The sequence below is a fragment of the Bradyrhizobium sp. McL0616 genome (genome assembly GCF_049993385.1).
Taxonomy (GTDB): Bacteria; Pseudomonadota; Alphaproteobacteria; order Rhizobiales; family Xanthobacteraceae; genus Bradyrhizobium.
Map to the genome: position 1 here is coordinate 6,869,234 of NZ_CP188255.1, position 20,372 is coordinate 6,889,605.

A 20,372-nucleotide genomic window follows, 5' to 3' on the forward strand; every position below is an offset into this window, starting at 1 on the left:
GAAGGTTAAGAGTGCGGCATCCTAGTCCGTCTCGATCGGCAGCGCCGGATCCCGCGCCCACTCCCCCATCGAGGCGTCATAGAGCGTGAGCTTGTCGTAGCGGAGTTGCGTCAGCAGCAACAAATCGATCGTCGCCGAGATACCGCCGCCGCAATAGCAGATCACGTTCTTGTCGCGGGTGATGCCTTGGGCGGCGAATTTCGCTTCGGCATCTGCAAGCATCGTCAGCGTCTTGTCGGCATTCACGAGCGTTGCCGCCGAAACATTGACGCTGCCGGGAATGCGGCCGGGTCGGCCGTAGCGGCTCGGCTCGAGGCCACGATGGAATTGCGGACCGAGCGCGTTGACGATGACGGTTGCGGGATCTCCGATCCGTGCAGCGACCGCATTTTTGTCGACGAAGAAGCCGGCGCGTGGCGCGGCCTTGAAGGTCGTGGCCGGATATCCCTTCGGCGCTCCCGTCTCGACCGGCCGCCCCTCTTCCTTCCATTTGTCGAAACCACCATCGAGCACGCGCGCATCGACGCCGAGCGAACGCAGCATCCACCAGAACCGCGTCGCCCACATCATGGTGCCGATGCTGTAGAGCACGACGGTTTTGGTCGCATCGAGGCCATGACGGCCGAAGGCGGCTTCGAGTTGGGCGACGCCAGGCATCATGAAGAACTGTTGCGCAGAGGTGTCGGAGAACTCACCTTGCAGGTCGAGGAAATCGGCCCCGGGGATGTGGCCGGCCGCGAACGTCTTGTCGCCGGGCACCGCGCGATAGGGCACGTCACTGCCCGGCGGCACCGGCTCGTTGTAGGTCGTGCAATCGTAGAGGCGGAGATTGGGATCGCCGAGGATGGCGGCGAGTTGTTCGGTGGTGATGAGGGCCGTTGGCTGGGACATCGGACTGCACTCCCGTTCGAGAGGAAGTGTAGACCTCTCCCCTTGTCATTGCGAGCGAAGCGAAGAAATCCAGAGTCTTTCCGCGGCAGCAGTCTGGATTGCTTCGCTGCGCTCGCAATGACGAGAGTGTGGCGGCACCTTACGCCTTCAGCGTCTCCAGAAACCGCACCGGCTCGCCTTGCGAGGCCGTCACGAGTTCGCCCTGCCACATCACGCGGCGGCCACGGATGAAGGTGCCGACGGGCCAACCCGTAACGCGCACGCCGTCATAGGGCGTCCAGCCGGCTTTGGAGGCGACCCATTTGTTGGTGATGGTTTCGCTGCGCTTCAAGTCGACGATGGTGAAGTCGGCGTCGTAGCCCGCCGCAATCCGGCCCTTGCAGGCCATGTTGTAGAGGCGCGCAGGGCCGGCGCTCGTGAGATCAACGAAGCGGGCGAGCGACAGGCGGCCGGCATTGACGTGATCGAGCATGAGGGGCACCAGCGTCTGCACGCCGGTCATGCCGGAGGGCGAAGCGGGATAGGTCTTCTGCTTCTCTTCCAGCGTATGCGGGGCGTGGTCGGAGCCGAGCACGTCGATGATGCCCTGCTCGATGCCGCGCCAGATGCCGGCGCGGTGATCGGCGCCGCGCACCGGCGGGTTCATCTGCGCCAGCGTGCCGAGCCGCTCGTAGCATTCCGGTGCGGCCAGCGTGAGATGATGCGGCGTCGCTTCGCAGGAGGCGACATCCTTGTGGTCACGCAGGAACTCGATCTCTTCCTTGGTCGAGATGTGCAGCACGTGGATGCGCTTGCCCGTCTCGTGCGCGAGCTTGACCAGACGCTGCGTCGCCATCAGCGCTGCGGTCTCGTCGCGCCAGACCGGATGCGAGCGCGGATCACCCTCGATGCGCAGCGATTTGCGGTCGTTGAGGCGGTATTCGTCTTCGGCGTGGAAGGCGGCGCGGCGGCGGACCACCTGGAAAATGCGGCGCAGGCTCTCGTCGTCCTCCACCAGCAGCGCGCCGGTGGACGAGCCGATGAACACCTTGACACCCGCACAGCCCGGCGCGCGTTCGAGCACGGGCAGATCCTGCACGTTCTCGCGCGTGCCGCCGATAAAGAAGGCGAAATCGCAATGCATGCGGTGATGGGCGCGCTTCACCTTGTCGGTGAAGGTGGCCTCCGTCACGGTGAGCGGCGAGGTATTCGGCATCTCGAACACGGCGGTGACACCGCCCATCACGGCGCTGCGCGAACCTGTCTCGAGGTCTTCCTTCTGCTCCAGCCCGGGCTCGCGGAAATGCACTTGCGTGTCCATGACGCCGGGCAGGATGTGCAGGCCCTTGCAGTCGATCACCTCCGCGGCGGAGGTTTGCGACAGCGGGCCCAGCTCGGCGATACGGCCGTTGGTGATGCCGATATCCCGAACGCCCTCGCCGTCCTGGTTGACCACGGTGCCGCCCTTGAGGATGACGTCGAAACGCTGGGTCATGGCTGAAGGCCTCTCTCATCCCCAAGCGCAGGGCTCGAGGTCTTGTCGTTTAATCCTTGCGGGCTTACGTTCCGGAGCAACATGTCGCAAGAGATTTTCGCATGAAATCAGCGTTTCTTCCCGACCGAGGCGTGGTCAAGGTCGCGGGCGAGGATGCGCGCAACTTCCTCAACGGCCTCATCACGACCGATCTCGACAGGCTCAAGCCGGGCTTGGGGCGATTCGGTGCGCTGCTGACGCCGCAGGGCAAGATCATCGTCGATTTCCTGATCACGGAGGCGCCTGCCGGCCATGGCGGCGGGTTCCTGATCGACTGTCCGAAGGCGCTGGCCGATGGCCTCGCCACCAAGCTGAAATTCTACAAGCTGCGCGCCAAGGTGACGGTGGAAAACCTCTCCGACAGTCTCGGCGTGCTCGCGGCCTGGGGCGGCCCGCTTGCGGCCCAGCCGGACCTCACCTTCACCGACCCGCGCAATGGCGAGATCGGCTATCGCATCCTGATCCCCGAAGATCTCAAGCAGAAGCTGTCCGATCTCATCGGCGCCGAACTCGTCGATGCCGCCGAATATGAAGCCCACCGAATCGCGCTCGGCGTGCCGCGCGGCGGGCTCGACTTCATGTACAGCGATGCCTTCCCGCACGAGACCAACATGGACCGTCTGGCCGGCGTCGATTTCGACAAGGGCTGTTATGTCGGCCAGGAGGTCGTCTCGCGCATGCAGCATCGCGGCACCGCGCGCACGCGCAGTGTGAAGGTGCTGCTCGATGGGCCCTCGCCCGAGACCGGCGCCACCATTCTCGCCGGCGACAAGCCGGTCGGGACCATCGGCTCGACAGCCGCCGGCAAGGGCATCGCGCTGGTGCGCATCGACCGTGTCGCCGATGCGCTCGATGCAAACCAGCCGCTCAGCGCCGGCGGCATCACGTTGAAGCTCGCAGAGCCAGAGGTCGTGCGCATTCCAACCAAGCAGCCCATCGCATGAGCCGCGCTCCTCGCCTGCATCCCGACGGAAAGACGCGCTGCCCCTGGCCTGGTGAAGATCCGGTCTATGTCGCCTATCACGACACCGAATGGGGCGTGCCGGAATATGACGACCGCGCGCTATATGAAAAGCTGATTCTCGACGGTTTCCAGGCCGGCCTGTCCTGGATCACGATCCTGCGCAAGCGCGACAATTTCCGCAAAGCCTTCGACGATTTCCAGCCGGAGAAGATCGCGCGCTACAACGAGAAGAAGGTGCACGCGCTGATGAACGATGCCGGCATCGTGCGCAACCGCGCCAAGATCGACGGCACGATCCTCAGCGCAAAATCCTATCTGGAGATCATGGAGAAGGGGCCGGGCTTCTCAAAACTGCTGTGGGACTTCATGGGCGGCCGGCCCCAGGTCAACCAATTCAAGACCACCGCGAGCGTGCCGGCCTCGACGCCGCTGTCGGTGCAAATCTCCAAGGAGCTGTCGTCGCGCGGCTTCAAATTCGTCGGCCCGACCATCGTCTACGCCTTCATGGAGGCAACCGGCATGGTCAACGATCATCTCGTCGACTGCCATTGCCATGCGAGCTGCAGCAAGACGCAGCGCAAGCCCCGCCTCAAAGTCAAATGACCGCCAAGAAGACGGCCGCGCGCGACGTACAATCCCGCGCCTGGCAGCGCATGCTGTCGGGCCGGCGGCTCGATTTGCTCGATCCCTCGCCGCTCGATGTCGAGATCGGCGACATCGCGCATGGGCTGGCCCGCGTCGCGCGCTGGAATGGCCAGACCATTGGCGCGCACATCTTCTCGGTCGCGCAGCACACGCTGCTGGTGGAAACGGTGATGCGCCACGAATCACCGCGCGTCGACCAGCGCGTGCGGCTCGCAGCGCTGCTGCATGATGCGCCTGAATATGTGATCGGCGACATGATCTCACCGTTCAAGGCCGTGCTCGACGGCCATTACAAGGCGGTCGAGAAGCGCCTGCTCGGCGCTATCCACATCCGCTTCGGCCTGCCGCCGGTGCTCCCCGAGGAGATCACTTTAGCCATCAAGGCCGCCGATCGCGGCGCAGCCTACCTCGAGGCGACCGAACTCGCCGGCTTTGGCGATGCCGAGGCCAAACGCCTGTTCGGCCGCGATCCCGGCCTCTCCGACAGCGTCCGGCGCGATTATCTCACGCCATGGACCGCGGCGCGGGCCGAGAAGCAGTTTCTGGAGCGGTTTGGCGCGGTGTTTGCGTTGGCCTCGTAGGGTGGGCAAAGGCGCGTTTGCGCCGTGCCCACGATCTTTTCGCGGTTGCGACAGGCGTGGTGAGCACGCTTCGCTTTGCCCACCCTACGAGCGCTCGCTATAATCGCCGGCAAAAAGGTCCCCCCGATGATCCACGTCTGTTCCCTCGCCGCCCTTCCCGAAACCGTCCGCCTCACCGGGGCCAGCCACGTGCTGACCGTGATGGCCAATGTCGAGCAGGTGGTGCGGCCGGTGTCGGTGCTGCCGGCCAACCATCTCAAGGTGTCGATGGACGACATCACCGAGGAGATGGACGGCTTTGTCGCGCCGTCCGAAGCCCATATCGATCAGGTGCTGAACTTCGTCCGCGGCTGGGACCGCAACGCGCCGCTGGTGGTGCATTGCTATGCCGGCATCAGCCGCTCCACCGCGAGTGCGTTCGCAACCGTCTGCGCGCTCAATCCAGATCGCGACGAGATCGAGATCGCCAGGAAGATCCGCGCGGCCTCGCCGATCGCCTCACCGAACCGGCGCATCGTCAGCCTTGCCGACCGCGCGCTGGGGCGCAACGGCCGCATGCTGCGCGCGCTCGACGAGATGGGCCCGGGCGCGATGATGGTCGAGGGCCGCCCCTTCGTGATCGAGCTCGAATGACCCCAGCGCCTGCGATCGCTGCCGCATGAGCGACAGACTGACGCCGATCGAGATCGGCCTGACCGCGGCGATCGTCGCGATCGAGGATCATGAGCCGCTGGTCCTCACCGCGCACAGCAGTGACGGGCTGGCCGGCCTGCCGTTCGGTCCGTTCGATGCGCCAAGCCACCGCACCTTCGAGATCGGCCTGCGCGCCTGGGTTGAGGCGCAGGCGGGATTGCGGCTCGGCTATGTCGAGCAGCTCTACACCTTTGGCGATCGCGGCCGGCATGCGGAGACCGGCGACACCGGCGCGCATATGGTGTCGATCGGCTATCTCGCGCTGACGCGCGCCGCTGATGGCGCGGCGACCGCGGCCAGCTTCGAGCCCTGGTATCGCTTCTTTCCCTGGGAGGACTGGCGCGAGGCGCCGCCCGCGATCATCGCCCGCGACATCATCCCGGCTTTGACGAGATGGGCCGAGGAGGAAACGCCCGAGACCACGCGCGCGCTGCCGCGCAAGGATCGTGTCCGCTTCTATTTCGGCCTCGACGGGGCGCCCTGGGACGAGGAGCGCGTGCTCGACCGTTACGAGCTGCTTTATGAGGCCGGGCTGATCGAGGAGGCGCGGCGTGACGGCCGCCCTGCGGCATTGGCGCGCAAGGCGCTGCCCGCGCTCGGCACCTCGATGCGGTTTGACCACCGGCGGATCCTTGCCACGGCGATCGCGCGGCTGCGCGCAAAACTGAAGTATCGCCCTGTGGTCTTTGAACTTTTGCCGGCCGAGTTCACACTTACCGAATTGCAGTACACGGTGGAGGCGATCTCCGGCCGGCACCTGCACAAGCAGAATTTCCGCCGCCTTGTCGAAATGGAAGCCCTGGTCGAACCGACCGGGGTGATGTCGACACAGACCGGTGGACGGCCGGCGGCGCTCTACCGCTTCCGCCGCGACGTGCTCCAGGAGCGGCCGGCGCCCGGCTTGCGCGTGCGCTCCCGGCGTTAGGTTAAGATTGCGCGGTCGGCCCATGCGCGCCGGTCGCCAGGAGGCTTCATGTTCGACAGCTCGTTTGACGACATTGCGATGATCATTGCGATCATCGCCTTCCTGATCGCGATCAAGGCCTCCAGCCAGGCGGCCGAGCTGCGCCGGCGGCTGAACACGCTCGAGGCGATGCTGTATGCGCAGCGACAGGTCCAGCCACCGCCGCTTATGCAGGCGCAGGAGCAGGCTGAAGCGCCCGCGACAACCGCCGCAGAGCCACCGCCGCTTGCGCCCGAAATCGAGCCGGCGCCGCCGCTCGTCACCGAACATGTTTCACCGCCGCCGATTGAGGCGGCTGCGGACAATATCGCGCCGCCTCCCGTGCCGGCCGCAGAGCCCGGCTTCGAGGAACGGCTCGGCACCCGCTGGGTGGTGTGGATCGGCGGCCTTGCGCTCGCGCTCGGCGGCTTCTTCATGGTGCGCTATTCGATCGAGGCCGGCCTCATCGGCCCCGGCGTACGCGTCTTCCTCGGCGGCCTCTTCGCGCTGGCTCTACTCGGCGCCGGCGAATGGTCGCGGCGCAAGGAGAGTATCTCCAACATCGCTGTGCCGATCGCCAACATTCCCGCGATCCTCACCGCCGCCGGGACGGCGGTGGCGTTTGCGACCATCTACGCAGCCTACGCGCTCTACGGCTTCCTGGTGCCCGCCACCGCCTTCGTGCTGCTCGGCCTCGTCGCGCTCGGCACGCTCGCCGCGGCGCTGCTGCATGGACCGGCGCTCGCTGGCCTCGGCGTGGTCGGCGCCTTCGTGACGCCGGTCCTCGTCTCCAGCGGCAAGCCGGACTATTGGGCGCTCTACGTCTATCTCGCCATCGTCACCGCCGCGAGCTTTGGGCTCGCCCGCATCCGGCTGTGGCGCTGGCTGGCCGTGACCACCATCGTCTTCGCCGTGCTCTGGATCTTTCCCGGGCTCGATCTCGGCGAATTGCAGGTCGCGCCGCACGCTTTCCACGTGATCGCAGGCTTTGTGCTCGCGGCCCTCCTCGTGGTCTGCGGCTTCATGTTCGGCCCGACGATCGAGTATGGGCAGATCGAGCCGGTCTCGTCGAACGCGCTCGGCGCCTATCTGTTCGGCGCGATGCTGATCGTGCTGTCGAGCGCGCATGCCGATCTGGCGCTGATCGCCTTCACCCTCCTCATCGGCGCAACATTGTTCGTCGCCTGGCATGCGCCGGCGGCGACCGGCGCGCTGGGCGCGGCGGCAGCGGCCGTCTTCATCGTGTTCGCCGAATGGGCGGTCCGTGCCAATCCGGACATGCTGGTGCTGCCGGGCGGACCGATGCCCGGCATCGGACCGGTCGCGACCGACAGCGCGGTGACGCTGCATCTGGTGATGGCCGCGATCTTTGCCGCCGGCTTCGGCATCGCGGGCTTTCTCGCACAGGGCCGATCGAGTTCGGCGATCATCCCCGTAGTGTGGTCGGCGGCTGCCGTCGCCACGCCCATCGCGATCCTGGTCGCGCTCTACGCGCGCATCGCCCATCTCGACCGCTCGATCCCGTTTGCGATCCTCGCCGTGCTGCTCGCCGCCGCCTTCGCGGCTGCGACCGAAACGCTCACCCGCCGCGAGACCCGGCCGGGCGTTGCGATCTCCACCGCGCTGTTTGCCACCGGCACGCTCGGTGCGCTGGCGCTGGCGCTGACCTTTGCACTGGAGAAGGGCTGGCTCACCATCGCACTGGCGCTGATGTCGCTCGGCACCGCCTGGATCTCGATGCAGCGGCCGATCCCGTTCCTGCGCTGGCTCGCTGCCATCTTCGCAGGCCTCGTCACCGCGCGCATCGGCTATGATCCGCGCATTGTCGGCGACGCCGTCGGCACCACGCCGATCTTCAACTGGCTGCTATGGGGCTACGGCCTGCCGGCGGCATCGTTCTGGACGGCAAGCATTTTCCTGCGCCGCCGCGGCGACGACGCGCCGCTGCGCATGGTGGAGGCTGCCGCGATCCTGTTCACCGCGCTGCTCGCCTTCATGGAGATCCGCCATCTCGCCACCGACGGCGACATGACGGCAGCGCCGTCACTGCTCGAATGCGCACTCCAGGTTTGCGTGGCGCTGGCCATGGCGATCGGGCTTGAGCGGTTGCGGCTGCGAAGCCGCAGCATTGTGCACAATGTCGGCGCGGTCGCACTCACGGCCATCGCGGGCCTCGTCGGCCTGTTTGGCCTGCTCATCATGGAGAACCCCCTGCTGTGGCGCATCGATGTCGGCGGCGCTGTGTTCAATTTGCTGTTGCTCGGCTACGCGCTACCGGCGGTACTGATGCTGCTGCTCGCCTATGCGGTGGTCGACGCGCGCGGCAAGGCCTATGCCAACACCATCGCGGGCGCAGCGCTGGTGTTCGCGCTCGTCTATGTCACGCTGGAGATCCGCCGCTTCTATCACGGGCCGATCCTCAGCAGCGGCGAGACGACGGGCGCCGAGCAATACACCTATTCGATCGGCTGGCTCGCCTTCGGCATGGTCCTGCTCGGCATCGGTGTCGTCGTCAATTCCGAGCGGGCGCGGCTGGCATCTGCCGCCGTCATCGCGCTGACGATACTGAAGGCCTTCGTGATCGACATGTCGACGCTGACAGGCGTCTATCGCGCGCTGTCGTTCATGTGCCTCGGCATCGTGCTGGTTGCGATCGGCTGGCTCTACCAGCGCATCCTGTTCCGGCGGCAGGTCCCGCCGCCGGCGCCGCAGGCAAGCGCGTAAACGTCAGGCCGCGCGGACCGAATCCAGGAACTGCGCGACCTCGACCTTGAGACGCGTGCTGTCGCTCGCGAGCGATTTTGCCGCCGACAGCACCTCGCTCGAGGCCTCGCCGGTCTCGATCGCACCGCGCTGCACGTCGGTGATGTTCGACGAGACCTCCTGCGTGCCAACCGAGGCCTGCTGCACGTTGCGCGAAATCTCCTGCGTGGCCGCGCCCTGCTCCTCGACGGCGGCGGCGATGGCCGCCGCCACTTCGGACAGCCGCTCGATGGTGCCGCCGATCTCTTGGATGGCACTGACGGATTCTCCGGTCGCGGCCTGGATGCCCGTGACCTGCGCCCCGATCTCGCCCGTCGCCTTCGCGGTCTGTTCGGCCAGCGCCTTGACCTCGGAGGCGACGACGGCGAAGCCGCGGCCGGCTTCGCCCGCGCGCGCCGCCTCGATGGTCGCGTTCAGCGCCAGGAGATTGGTCTGGCCAGCGATCGTATTGATGAGCTCGACGACGTCGCCGATCCGGGAGGCGGCCTGCGACAGAGCGTTGACGCGCTCGTTGGTGCGCCCCGCCTGCTCGACGGCTTCCGCCGCCATCCGTGCCGAATCCTGCACCCGGCGGCTGATCTCGGTGATGGAGGACGACAGCTCTTCCGAGGCCGAGGCCACCGCCTGGACGTTGGTGGAGGCTTCCTCGGACGCAGCCGCGACGACGGTCGCGAGCTCCTGTCCGCGCTGCGCGGTGCTGGTCAGCGTCGTCGCGGACGCCTCGAGCTCGGTCGAGGCCGCGGAGACGGTGCCGACGACTTCGCCGATCATAGCTTCGAACTTGCGGGTGATGGCATCGACGCGGCGGCCGCGTTCGATCTTGGCGTCGGCGTCGGCGGCCGCGGCCGCGTCGGCGGCCTTCTTGGCGATCAGTGCCTCCTTGAAGATCTGGAGCGCATCCGCCATCGAGCCGATCTCGGTCTTCTCGCCGCGATGCGGCACTTCGGCCGAGAGGTCGCCCTCACCGAGGGCCTGCATCGGGCTGATGATTGAAGCAATACCACGAGAGACGTCGCGCACGAGATAGTAGGCCGCGCCGATCGCGATCACGACCGAGGCCACGATGATGCCGACGAGGACGCGGAAGATCGTGGCGTAGCTGTCGGCCGCCTGCTTCGTCTCCGATTCGGCGCCGCGGTTGTTGAGTTCGATATCCTGCGTCAGCAGCGGGTCGGCGGCCTGGGCCATCTTCGCGACCTTGGTCTGCAACAGCTCGTTGGCGTCGGTCGGGAAGCGGCCGAGGTTCTTGCGCGACAGCGCCATCACGTCCTGCACGCCATTCAAATAATCACCCCACGCCCTGGTCCATTGCTCGTAAATGGAGCGCTCTTCGGCGGTCGTGATCAGCGCCTCGTAGGTCTTGCGCGTCTTTTCGATGCGTTCGCGCAGCGAGGCGAGGCGCTTCTCGGCCGCTTCCTTGCCTTCGGCATTGTCCTGCATCAAGTGCAGACGGAGCGCGACGCGCAGCTCGTTGACGTCAGCGCGGATCGAGCCGAGGGCGCGCACACTCGGCAGCCAGCTCTGCGCAATCTCGACGGTATGAGAGTTGATGTTCTGCATGGTGCCGATCGCCACCACGCCGACGCCGGCGAGCGAGAGCACGAGGACCGACAACACGGTCAGAAGCTTGAAGACGATCGACAACTTCGACATCACAACAAATCCCGATGATACCCGGCAACGCACAACTGACCTGCACCGCAATCGTCACGACGGACGACGAGGTGGGGGTCATTCCAACAATGCTGGCTGGTTCTTATCCGGTAAGATTGCGCTAATAGTTGCAAACAGGCGTTAACAAGAACCTAGTGGAACTACTGATTTGCCGATTCTCGACACTTAACGTCACTGCAATCATTCGTTGCAGTGACGGAGATATGACGCCGCGCCACAACCCACGGACCGCGGCCGGCGCAGCGCAACATCCGCGTGAGGCGATCTACGCCCTCACGCTGCCCGAACCGTGTCCAGGAAGCGCCCGACCTCGCTCTTCAAGCGGTTGCTCTCCTGCGACAACGATTGTGCGGCTGAATGCACCTGCGCCGAGGCAGCTCCGGTCTCGCCGGCGCCGCGCTGGACATCGCCGATGTTCGCTGAGACCTCAGACGTGCCGTGCGCGGCATGCTGGATGTTGCGAGAGATCTCCTGCGTCGCGGCGCCCTGCTCCTCGGCGCCGACGGAATCCTGCGTCGCGGTCTGGATCGCGCCGATGTGCTGGCCGATCTCGCCGGTTGCCTTGGCGGTCTGCTCGGCGAGCGCCTTCACCTCGCTCGCCACCACGGCAAAACCCCTGCCGGCTTCGCCCGCGCGCGCGGCTTCGATCGTGGCGTTGAGCGCGAGAAGGTTGGTCTGACCGGCGATGGTGTTGATCAGATCGACCACGTCGCCGATGCGCCCCGCCGCCTTGGTCAATTCGGCGACGCGCGCATTGGTGCGCTGCGCCTGCTCCACCGCGACGTCGGCGACGCGGGACGATTCCTGCACCTGACGGCTGATCTCGGAGATCGACGACGTCATCTCCTCGCTCGCGGAGGACACCGACTGCACATTAGCGGACGCCTCCTCCGAAGCCGATGCCACCGCGGTGGCGAGCCCGTTGGACCGCTCGGCCGCCCGTGTCAGCGTGTTGGAGGATGCTTCCAGCTCGGTTGCCGCCGATGAGACAGTCTCGATGATCTCGCCGATCGCGCCTTCGAAGTCGTCGGCCAAGCCGCTTCATATCGGCCCTGCGCTGGGAGCGGCGGCGCGTGTCGGCTTCCGCCTGCTCGGCGCGCAGCCGTTCCGCCTCCGACATGTTAGTCCTGAATACTTCGACCGCACCGGCCATCTCGCCGATCTCGTCCTTGCGCCCGACGCCGGGAACGGAAGTCGAGAGTTCGTCGCGCGCAAGCCGCGTCATCGCATCGACCATGCCCGACAGCGCCTTCGAGATCGAGCGTCCGAGGAAGAAGCCGACCACGGCGAGCACCGCGACGGTGACGAAGAAGGCTATCATCATCCAGAAGCGCACAGCGTCGCGGGTCGCTGCTTCCGCAGCGTCGGCCTGCTTGTAGAGGCCTTCGACTGCGGTCCGCACCTCCAGCATTCCCGGCTCGAGCTCGCGAAAAGTCTTCATCATGCTGGCGTCGTAGGCCGCACTCTGCTGCGCGGTCTCGGCCCAGGCCACGAACTCGGACTGGTATTTCTGGAGCTTGGCCGTGATATCGGTCATGACGGATGCGGGCACGGAAGCGGCTTCCATCGCCTTGGAAAATTCAGTCGCGGCCTTCTTCAGTTCAATGACGTATTTGGGATCACGCCGCAGCATGAAATCCTTCTCGTGCCGGCGCATCATCAGCATCCAGCTCGTCAGCCGCGGATTGTCGAGCTCCTTGAGCTTCGCCTCGATGTCGTGAACGGCGCCGCGCAGCGAGCCGGACAGACCGAGCGTCTCATTCAAACCGAGCCTGGTCTCGGCGGCAACCAGCGCGTCGAAATCGGTCGCGTAGTGCTTGAAGCCCTCCTGAGCCTGCTTGGTCTTGTCGGACAGCGCGCTCATGCCGCCCGCCGACATCAGCCGCTCCACCTCGTCGAAATCGCGATTGACCGGGCCGATTAGCTCGGCATGCGCCTTCGCATAGCTTTCGTTGCGGCGCTGCTGAAAATTCTTCTCATTGCGGCGAGCCTCCAGCATCTCAATCGAGAGCTGCTTGTTGAGGTCGGCGATCGCGCGGGCCCGGTTGGCGACGGTGCGGGAGGCATCCTGGGAGAGACTACCGATCTCGTAGATCGCGCCGAAGGCGACGAGGCCAACGAGACCGAAGAGTCCGATCGCCATCACCTTGTGGGTCAGGCGGATGGAAGGGCCGCTCATGAATGTGCTCCAAAACGCTGGCTACGCAATACGGATTGGGCGACTCAGCACCCGGAATATTGCGGGGATCATGACTGCTTCGCTTTTCTGGAAAGTTAACCCTGCGCCTCATTCGTCGCGGGCGCCGCAATATGCACGCGCGAAGCCTCCGCGCTTACACGCGCGGCGGTTGTAGCGCCTGATCTATTGGAAGGCGCCGCTTCAGGCGGCGCGCACAGTGCCGAGAAACTTGCCGACCTCGAGCTTGAGGCGGTTGCTGTCTCCGGACAGCGACTGTGCCGCGGCCAGCACCTGCGAGGAGGCCGAGCCGGTTTCGCTCGCCCCGCGCTGCACGTCGGTGATGTTGGACGATACCTGCTGTGTGCCTTGCGAGGCCTGCGCGACGTTGCGGGAAATCTCCTGCGTCGCGGCACCCTGCTCTTCCACCGCGGCCGCGATCGCCGAGGAGATCTCCGACAACCTTTCGATGGTGTCGCTGATGTCCTTGATGGCGCCGACCGATTCCTGGGTGGCGGCCTGGATGCCCGAAATCTGCTGGCCGATCTCGCCGGTTGCCTTCGCGGTCTGCTCGGCAAGCGCCTTGACCTCGGAGGCGACCACGGCAAAACCACGCCCGGCCTCGCCCGCGCGGGCCGCCTCGATCGTGGCATTGAGCGCCAGAAGATTGGTCTGGCCGGCGATGGTGTTGATCAGCTCGACCACGTCGCCAATGCGCGTCGCCGCCTTCGACAGCTCACCGACACGCTCGGTCGTGGTGCGGGCCTGGCCGACCGCCTCGCTGGCGACACGGGCGGATTCCTGAACCTGACGGCTGATCTCGGTGATCGAGGAGGACAGCTCTTCGGTCGCCGACGCCACCGACTGCACATTGGTTGAGGCCTCCTCGGAGGCCGAGGCGACGACGGTCGCAAGCTGCTGTGCATGCTCGGCGGTCGAAGTCAGCGTTGTCGCGGAGGCCTCGAGTTCAGTCGAGGCCGAACTCACCGTCTCGATCACCTCACCGACGGCGCTTTCGAACTGGTCGGCGAGCCGCATCATGTCCTGCCGGCGCTGCGCCGCGCCGCGCTGCTCCGCTTCTTTCTGTTCGGCCTCCATCCGGATCTTGGCAATGCCGTTCTCGCGGAACACTTCCGCGGTCTTGGCAACTTCTCCGACCTCGTCCCTGCGGTCGAGGCCGGTGATCTCGACCTGGTAACGGCCGCCGGCAAGCTCCTGGAGCACGCCGACGATCATGCGGATCGGCCGGGCAATTCCATACTGACCGATGACAAAACCAACCACGCCACCAATGACCACGCCGAGCGCTGCGAGGATGGTCAAGAGGCGCGACGTCGATTCATACTGTTCACGCGCTTCCTTGCTCTTCTCCTCGACGCGCGAGTTCAGGCGATCGGCCAGCTCGCGAATCTTGCCCTGAAGGTTCTCCGCGGCTGTCCTGCTCTTCAAGGCGGTGTCACGCAGCTTGTCAGCGCTCTCGCTCAGCTTCGACGACTTCTCGGCTTCGACCGCCGCCAACGTCGCGTCCATCTGGCTCTTGTAGGCCGTGAACGCCTCGCGCACGCCGGGGAGCATCGTCTTGGCTTTTTCGTCCGGGGTCTGGCTGACCTCGTCGAAGCGTTCCTGATACTGTTTGAGCTGAGCGTTGATGATTTCGCGCGCGGCCAGACGATTATCGTCACGAGGATCAAGCGCACTCCGGAATTCTGCTCGGTTCAGCGAAATGACGTTCTGGTTGGCGCGCGCGGCGAGCAATGCCCGCCTCGAGGAGGTCGACATCACGTCGGCCTTTTCGCTGAGATCGCCGAGCGCCGATACGCCGATCCAGGCGATCGCCGCACCAATCCCGCACAGCAGGACGACGATCCCGAGGATCTTGCTCAGGATGCGGAAGCGGCCGAGAAAATGCATGACAAGAATCCTTCAAGGAAATTTCCGCTCAAGCGGCTCAATCTCCATGAGGTTCATCTAAAATCTTTCTGGTTCCCTTAACTACGGTCGCCGTAGAAACACGGAGTCTCGGCGAGGCCTTAAGCTTCGATGGCTGCGCAGGAAGCTAGACAGCTCCCTGCGAGTTTCGTCAGGCCGCGCGGACGGTATCGAGGAACCTGCTGACCTCGAGCTTCAGGCGATCGCTATCGCTGGACAGCATCTGCGCGGCGGACAGCACCTGCGAGGAAGCCGATCCGGTCTCACTCGCCCCGCGCTGCACGTCGGTAATGTTGGACGAGACCTGATGGGTGCCATGCGCGGCCTGCTGCACATTGCGGGAGATTTCCTGCGTGGCCGCGCCCTGTTCTTCGACGGCCGCAGCAATGGTCGAGGAGATCTCCGACAGTCTTTCGATGGTGGCGCTGATGTCCTTGATGGCACCAACCGATTCCTGCGTCGCCGCCTGGATGCCGGAAATCTGCTGACCGATTTCGCCGGTCGCTTTCGCCGTCTGCTCGGCGAGCGCGTTGACTTCGGAGGCGACGACCGCAAAGCCCTTGCCGGCTTCGCCCGCGCGCGCCGCCTCGATCGTGGCGTTGAGTGCCAGGAGATTGGTCTGGCCCGCGATGGTATTGATCAGCTCGACCACGTCGCCAATGCGTGTCGCCGCTCTGGACAACTCGCTGACACGCTCGGTCGTGTTGCGGGCCTGGCCAACGGCCTCGCTTGCCACGCGCGCGGACTCCTGCACCTGCCGGCTGATCTCGGTGATCGAGGACGACAGCTCATCCGTCGCTGATGCCACCGACTGCACGTTGGTGGAGGCCTCTTCCGAAGCTGCAGCAACCATCGTCGTCAACCCTTGCGCCCGCTCCGCGGTCGAGGTGAGCGTCGTGGCGGACGCTTCGAGCTCGGTAGAAGCCGACGACACTGTGTGGACGATCTCGCCGACCGCGGCTTCGAAGTTATCGGCGAGTTTTCGCATCTCGGCTTTGCGCTGCTCGGCCGCGATCTGATCCTGCCGCACCTTGGTTTCCGCTTCCTCGCGGGCCTTCTGCTCGGACACGATCTTGAATTTTTCGACGGCACCGGCGACCTCGCCGACCTCATCCTTGCGGCCAAGACCCGGCAGCACCACGGAGAAGTCGCCGCCGGCAAGCTTTTCCATCGCCGCGGTCAGCGCGCGCATGGGCCGTGCGATGCTGAAGACGGAGAAGATGCACGCACAGATCAGAACGAGCGCAACCAATATGCCGGTGATGAACGACGTTCGCGCGACGGACGCGGCCTCCGCTTCCGCCTCGGCGCGGGCGTCGATGCCTTTCTGCTTGGCAAAGCCGGTGATCTGGTCGGTCAGCTCGGATATCTCTTCGTTGATCGGTGCCAGGGTCTCCTTGCGGATGCGATCGACGTCCGCCGCCAGCTTTGCGAGTTGCCCTGCCGCTTCACCGTCCTTCTTCGCGTCGAGCGCAAGCTCCTGCTTGCGGATGGCTTCGATCTGCAGCGCGCCCTTGCTGAAATTGTCGATCAACGCGGTCAGGCGATCGATCCGCTTGTGGTTCTCCGCCGAGCGCGAGAGCCTGGCCATTTCGGCCGCGAACTGCAGGGCTGACTTCTGCCGATCGTTGAAATAGATGACGGCCTTCTGCAATTCTGCCGGCGAGGACGATGTCAGGATATCGCGAATGCCGATTTGCATGCCGCGCACCGAGGCCTTCGCCTCAGCGGCATTCTGCGCGATCGTCTGCTGCTGCGATGCTGCTGCTCCGAGCTTCTGAACGTCGGCGTCCCCGCTCATCTGGAGGAAGATCATCAGCGCGACGAGCCCGATGGTCAGCGCCGAGGTGATGGCGAGCTTGGTGCCAATTCGCAGGTTCTGAATGAACGACATTGAAATATTCCCAGGATACGCATTGCCGCGACGAAGCGCGTGAACAGGTTGGGAAATCTAACCGGCAGGTCCGTCGTTAACGTTAAGTACGGCCGCCGCACCCCGGGTAGAAATACGGGAATCGCTGCTCAGGCCGCCGCACTTGCACAGCTTTCACGAGCAGAGAAGCGATGCTTCGCGAATTTGCAGGTGTTACGTTCGTTAACGCCTGCCCACATTCGCCGCCGCGTCACAGCCCATAGTCTCGCCGACGAGGCTGATGCGAAACACCGGCTTCTTGTTCTCGTCGAGCAGCTCCATCCGCCACTCGGCGTCCCGCCTCAGGCCGCGCGCGATGGTGCCGAGCAGATTGGCGCAGACCTCGGTCATCTCGGTCCAGGCGGCGGCGCCATCCTCGAACTCATACGGCTGATCGGCGGCGCCGGAGTAGCGGCCGGTGCCGATGCGGAAGAAATACAGCGACATCGTTGAACCCTTGTGTAGGGCCACGCCCCCCGGCCGTACGCAAACTGAGGCGCGAGTCGCTACCAACGCATGAAAGCTGCCGTCCGTATGGCTACGGCGCGGCGGCTTCATGATCGATGGATGTCGTCAACGACAGAGTGCGCGAGCAGTCACGCGCAGCCCACTCACTGCGTCGAGCGGCGCAGCTCCAGCGGGGCATCGTCCTTGGCGGGCTCGGACTTCACTTCCGACTTCACCGGCTCAATCCGGCTGCTCTCGACACGCGGCGTCTCGACGCGCGCGGCGACCTCGGTGCTCGATGCGTTGACCGAACCGGTCTGCTCCGGGCTACGCAGCGAGCGCGGCCGTGCGACGGCGCGCGCCATCAGCATCTGGTTGCCACCCTGATGGTGGAACTCGCAATAGGCGAAACTCATGCCCGACACCGAGCCGCGGAAACTGCGATCATCGGTCTTTTCGAGGTTGAAACAGGGTTCGAACGGAATGCCCTTGATCGAGGCGCAGACGTTCTGGCCGCGGATCTGGAGCGTGTTGCCGGGCAGCCGGAGATGGCGCACCGGACCTGCGCCGGAGAACTGCACCGCGCCGGCGGCGCCGAGATCATCGAGGATGCGGCCTGCGCCGCGGGTGCCTTCGAAACAGGTGAAGGCGAAAACCTTGCCGGCAACGAAGCGGCGCGCCTCATCGGCGTTCATGCTTCCGGCAAGCGCCGGCGCAAACGTCACGGCCGCCGTGACAGCCCCCAACACAATACGCGCAAGCATGCTCTACTCCGAACCAACCCCGCAGCGGGCGATGCCGTATCTCTTTACCCGCTGCTTACCATACTAACCGTGGCGACATTGAAGCAGCTTGGTTGGTAAAGTCTGAACGTCGTTAGACAATTTTTACCACGATGCGGCCGCGGACCTGGCCGGCCAGGATTTTCGCGCCCCATTCGGAAACTTCGTCGAGCGCAATTTCATGAGTTATTTCAGATAGTTTTGCCCGATCCAGATCGGACGCAAGGCGCTGCCAGGCGGCTTTGCGCGGCTCAATCGGGCACATCACGGAATCGATGCCGAGAAGGCACACTCCACGCAAAATAAACGGCGCGACCGAGGACGGCAGGTCCATGCCGGCAGCCAAGCCGCAGGCAGTGATCGCCCCGCCATACTTCGTCATCGACAGCAGGTTGGCGAGCGTAGTCGAGCCGACGCTGTCGACACCGCCGGCCCAGCGCTCCTTGGCCAGCGGCTTGGGCGCCGCCGACAATTCGTTGCGGTCGATGACCTCGGCGGCGCCGATCTCCTTCAAGTAGTCGGCTTCCGATGCGCGGCCGGTCGAGGCGATGACGTGGTAACCGAGCTTCGAGAGCATTGCGGTCGCAACCGAGCCGACGCCGCCCGCCGCGCCCGTCACCACCACGGGGCCGCTCTTCGGCGAGATGCCGTGCTTCTCTAGCGCCAGCACCGAGAGCATCGCGGTGAAGCCCGCGGTGCCGATCGCCATGGCGTCGCGCGTAGATAAGCCCTGCGGCAAAGCGACCAGCCAGTCGCCCTTAACCCGCGCCTTCTCGGCATAGGCGCCGAGATGGGTCTCGCCCATGCCCCAGCCGGTGCAGACGACCTTGTCGCCGGCCTTCCATTGCGGATGCGAGGATTGCTCGACGGTGCCGGCAAAGTCGATGCCGGCGATCATCGGGAAGCGACGCACCACCGGGGCCTTGCCAGTGAGCGCGAGGCCGTCCTTGTAGTTCAGCGTCGACCATTCGACGCGCACGGTGACGTCGCCCTCCATCAGTTCGGCTTCGTCGAACTGCGCCAGTTGCGCGGTGGTGCCCTTGTCCGCCTTGTCGATCCGGATCGCCTTGAATGTGGCCACAGCAATACTCCCTGACTTGTTTCAGGGGATGTTTAGCCGATCAGGCAGGCTGCGCAACCGCTCGCGGAGCCGGTTTCTCCACGATCGGAAGATTGATCAGCGCCGAGAGCACTCCGAACAGGATCGAGAGCCACCAGATCGGCGTGTAGGAACCGAAGCGCTCGAACACGATGCCGCCGAGCCAGACGCCGAGGAAGCCGCCGACCTGATGGCTGACGAAGGCGAAGCCATAGAGGGTTGCGAACCAGCGCGTACCGAACATCAGCGCCACGAGTGCCGAAGTCGGCGGCACCGTCGACAGCCAGGTCAGGCCGGAGACCGCGCCGAACGCGATCGCGGAGAACGGCGTGATCGGGAACGAGATGAAGGCGAGCGTTGCCAGCGCGCGGGTGAAATAGATGGTCGAGAGAATGTAGCGCTTCGGCAGCGAGTTCTGGAGATAGCCGACGCTCAGCGAGCCTATGATGTTGAAAAGACCGATTGCCGCGATCACCCAGCCGCCGGTTTGCGTCGAGATGCCGCGATCGACCAGGAACGCCGGCAGATGCACAGTGATGAAGGCGAGCTGGAAGCCGCAGGTGAAGAAGCCGAGCACCAGCAGCACATAGGAGCGATGGCCGAAGGCTTCCGCGAGCGCCTTGGTGATGGTCTGCTCATCCGCAGGCGCCGTGCTGGCGGTGCTTGCGACGGGCGGCGTCGAGATTGCCAGCGACAGCGGGATGATCAGCAGCATCAGGAAGCCGAACACGGTGAGCGTTTGCTGCCAGCCGACATTGTCGATCAGCGCGACGCCAATGGGCGCGAACAGGAACTGGCCGAGCGAGCCCGCCGCAGTTCCGGCACCGAGCGCAAGACCGCGCTTCTCGGCCGGCAGCAGCTTTGTGAAAGCCGACAGCACCAGATTGAACGAGCAACCCGCAAGGCCAAAGCCGACCATCACGCCCGCGCCGATGTTGAGCGACAACGGCGTCGACGAATAGCGCATCAGCAGAAGTCCGCCGGCATAGAGCAGCGCGCCGACGCACATCACCCGGAACAGGCCGAAGCGATCGGCGATGGCGCCGGCAAGAGGCTGGCCCAGCCCCCACAGCAAATTCTGAAAGGCGATCGCGAGGCCAAACACGTCACGGCCCCAGGCGAATTCGTGGCTCATCGGCTGCACGAAGAAGCCGAGCGCCGAGCGCGGGCCAAAGCCGAGCATGCCGATCGCACAGCCACAGAGGATGATGACGGCCGGCGTGCGCCAGTTGGAAGAACGTGAGACCGGACCGAGTTCGCTCACCTGCGTCGACATGCTGTTCCTCCTCGGCCATTGGCGGATCCGAAAACAGGCAACCGCTGTTCAGCCGTTTAATGCAAGTGCATGGAAACCCCAAGT

At 65.1% G+C, this 20,372-nt stretch carries 17 protein-coding genes; 6 read left to right on the forward strand and 11 right to left on the reverse strand.

Annotated features, from left to right (window positions below; translation table 11 throughout):
• Window positions 1–21: 21 nt before the first annotated feature.
• Together ACPPVR_RS33060 and ACPPVR_RS33065 are read right to left on the reverse strand one after the other, a co-directional pair.
• Window positions 22–891 (reverse strand): sulfurtransferase, encoded by an 870-nt coding sequence (locus tag ACPPVR_RS33060; RefSeq protein WP_426610708.1) that lies wholly within the window; start codon window positions 889–891, stop codon window positions 22–24.
• A 139-nt stretch (window positions 892–1,030) separates the two neighbouring features.
• The gene (locus tag ACPPVR_RS33065) at window positions 1,031–2,365 is read right to left on the reverse strand and encodes a dihydroorotase (protein WP_426610709.1); all 1,335 of its coding nucleotides are present in this window, start codon (window positions 2,363–2,365) and stop codon (window positions 1,031–1,033) included.
• A 101-nt stretch (window positions 2,366–2,466) separates the two neighbouring features.
• Between ACPPVR_RS33065 and ACPPVR_RS33070 the strand changes: the two genes are divergently transcribed.
• From ACPPVR_RS33070 to ACPPVR_RS33095, 6 genes are all read left to right on the forward strand, one after another.
• On the forward strand, window positions 2,467–3,348 hold the full coding sequence (locus ACPPVR_RS33070; protein ID WP_426610710.1) for a YgfZ/GcvT domain-containing protein: 882 nt from the start codon (window positions 2,467–2,469) through the stop codon (window positions 3,346–3,348).
• Window positions 3,345–3,971 carry a DNA-3-methyladenine glycosylase I gene (locus ACPPVR_RS33075; protein WP_426610711.1) on the forward strand — a complete coding sequence of 209 codons (627 nt, stop codon included), beginning with the start codon at window positions 3,345–3,347 and terminating at the stop codon, window positions 3,969–3,971. The genes ACPPVR_RS33070 and ACPPVR_RS33075 overlap by 4 nt, the downstream gene beginning before the upstream one ends.
• Entirely contained in the window at window positions 3,968–4,594 is a 627-nt protein-coding gene (locus tag ACPPVR_RS33080) for a YfbR-like 5'-deoxynucleotidase (RefSeq protein WP_426610712.1), read from the forward strand. Before ACPPVR_RS33075 ends, ACPPVR_RS33080 begins: the two co-directional genes overlap by 4 nt.
• Before the next feature lie 126 nt (window positions 4,595–4,720).
• Entirely contained in the window at window positions 4,721–5,227 is a 507-nt protein-coding gene (locus ACPPVR_RS33085; RefSeq protein WP_426610713.1) for a tyrosine phosphatase family protein, read from the forward strand.
• A 25-nt stretch (window positions 5,228–5,252) separates the two neighbouring features.
• A complete protein-coding gene (locus tag ACPPVR_RS33090) occupies window positions 5,253–6,212 on the forward strand; it encodes an NUDIX hydrolase (RefSeq protein ID WP_426610714.1) in 960 nt (319 codons plus the stop codon).
• Window positions 6,213–6,260: 48 nt separating this feature from the next.
• Window positions 6,261–8,954: a DUF2339 domain-containing protein gene (locus tag ACPPVR_RS33095; RefSeq protein WP_426610715.1), complete on the forward strand. Its 2,694-nt coding sequence runs from the start codon at window positions 6,261–6,263 to the stop codon at window positions 8,952–8,954.
• A 3-nt stretch (window positions 8,955–8,957) separates the two neighbouring features.
• On the opposite strand, the gene ACPPVR_RS33100 is transcribed toward ACPPVR_RS33095, so the two are convergent.
• The 9 genes from ACPPVR_RS33100 to ACPPVR_RS33140 form a co-directional block, all read right to left on the reverse strand.
• Entirely contained in the window at window positions 8,958–10,646 is a 1,689-nt protein-coding gene (locus tag ACPPVR_RS33100; protein WP_426610716.1) for a methyl-accepting chemotaxis protein, read from the reverse strand.
• Between the two features lie 294 nt (window positions 10,647–10,940).
• The gene (locus ACPPVR_RS33105; protein WP_426616233.1) at window positions 10,941–11,510 is read right to left on the reverse strand and encodes a methyl-accepting chemotaxis protein; all 570 of its coding nucleotides are present in this window, start codon (window positions 11,508–11,510) and stop codon (window positions 10,941–10,943) included.
• 31 nt (window positions 11,511–11,541) lie between these two features.
• On the reverse strand, window positions 11,542–12,846 hold the full coding sequence (locus ACPPVR_RS33110) for a HAMP domain-containing protein (RefSeq protein WP_426610717.1): 1,305 nt from the start codon (window positions 12,844–12,846) through the stop codon (window positions 11,542–11,544).
• A 201-nt stretch (window positions 12,847–13,047) separates the two neighbouring features.
• Window positions 13,048–14,754, reverse strand: coding sequence for a methyl-accepting chemotaxis protein (locus tag ACPPVR_RS33115; RefSeq protein WP_426610718.1), 1,707 nt, complete (start codon window positions 14,752–14,754; stop codon window positions 13,048–13,050).
• 169 nt (window positions 14,755–14,923) lie between these two features.
• Window positions 14,924–16,666: a methyl-accepting chemotaxis protein gene (locus tag ACPPVR_RS33120; RefSeq protein ID WP_426610719.1), complete on the reverse strand. Its 1,743-nt coding sequence runs from the start codon at window positions 16,664–16,666 to the stop codon at window positions 14,924–14,926.
• A 201-nt stretch (window positions 16,667–16,867) separates the two neighbouring features.
• Entirely contained in the window at window positions 16,868–17,131 is a 264-nt protein-coding gene (locus ACPPVR_RS33125; RefSeq protein ID WP_426610720.1) for a DUF6894 family protein, read from the reverse strand.
• A gap of 164 nt (window positions 17,132–17,295) precedes the next feature.
• Window positions 17,296–17,895 carry a hypothetical protein gene (locus ACPPVR_RS33130; protein WP_426610721.1) on the reverse strand — a complete coding sequence of 200 codons (600 nt, stop codon included), beginning with the start codon at window positions 17,893–17,895 and terminating at the stop codon, window positions 17,296–17,298.
• Window positions 17,896–18,007: 112 nt separating this feature from the next.
• Window positions 18,008–18,994, reverse strand: coding sequence for an MDR family oxidoreductase (locus ACPPVR_RS33135; RefSeq protein WP_426610722.1), 987 nt, complete (start codon window positions 18,992–18,994; stop codon window positions 18,008–18,010).
• A 40-nt stretch (window positions 18,995–19,034) separates the two neighbouring features.
• A complete protein-coding gene (locus ACPPVR_RS33140) occupies window positions 19,035–20,288 on the reverse strand; it encodes an MFS transporter (RefSeq protein ID WP_426610723.1) in 1,254 nt (417 codons plus the stop codon).
• Between the last annotated feature and the right edge of the window lie 84 nt (window positions 20,289–20,372).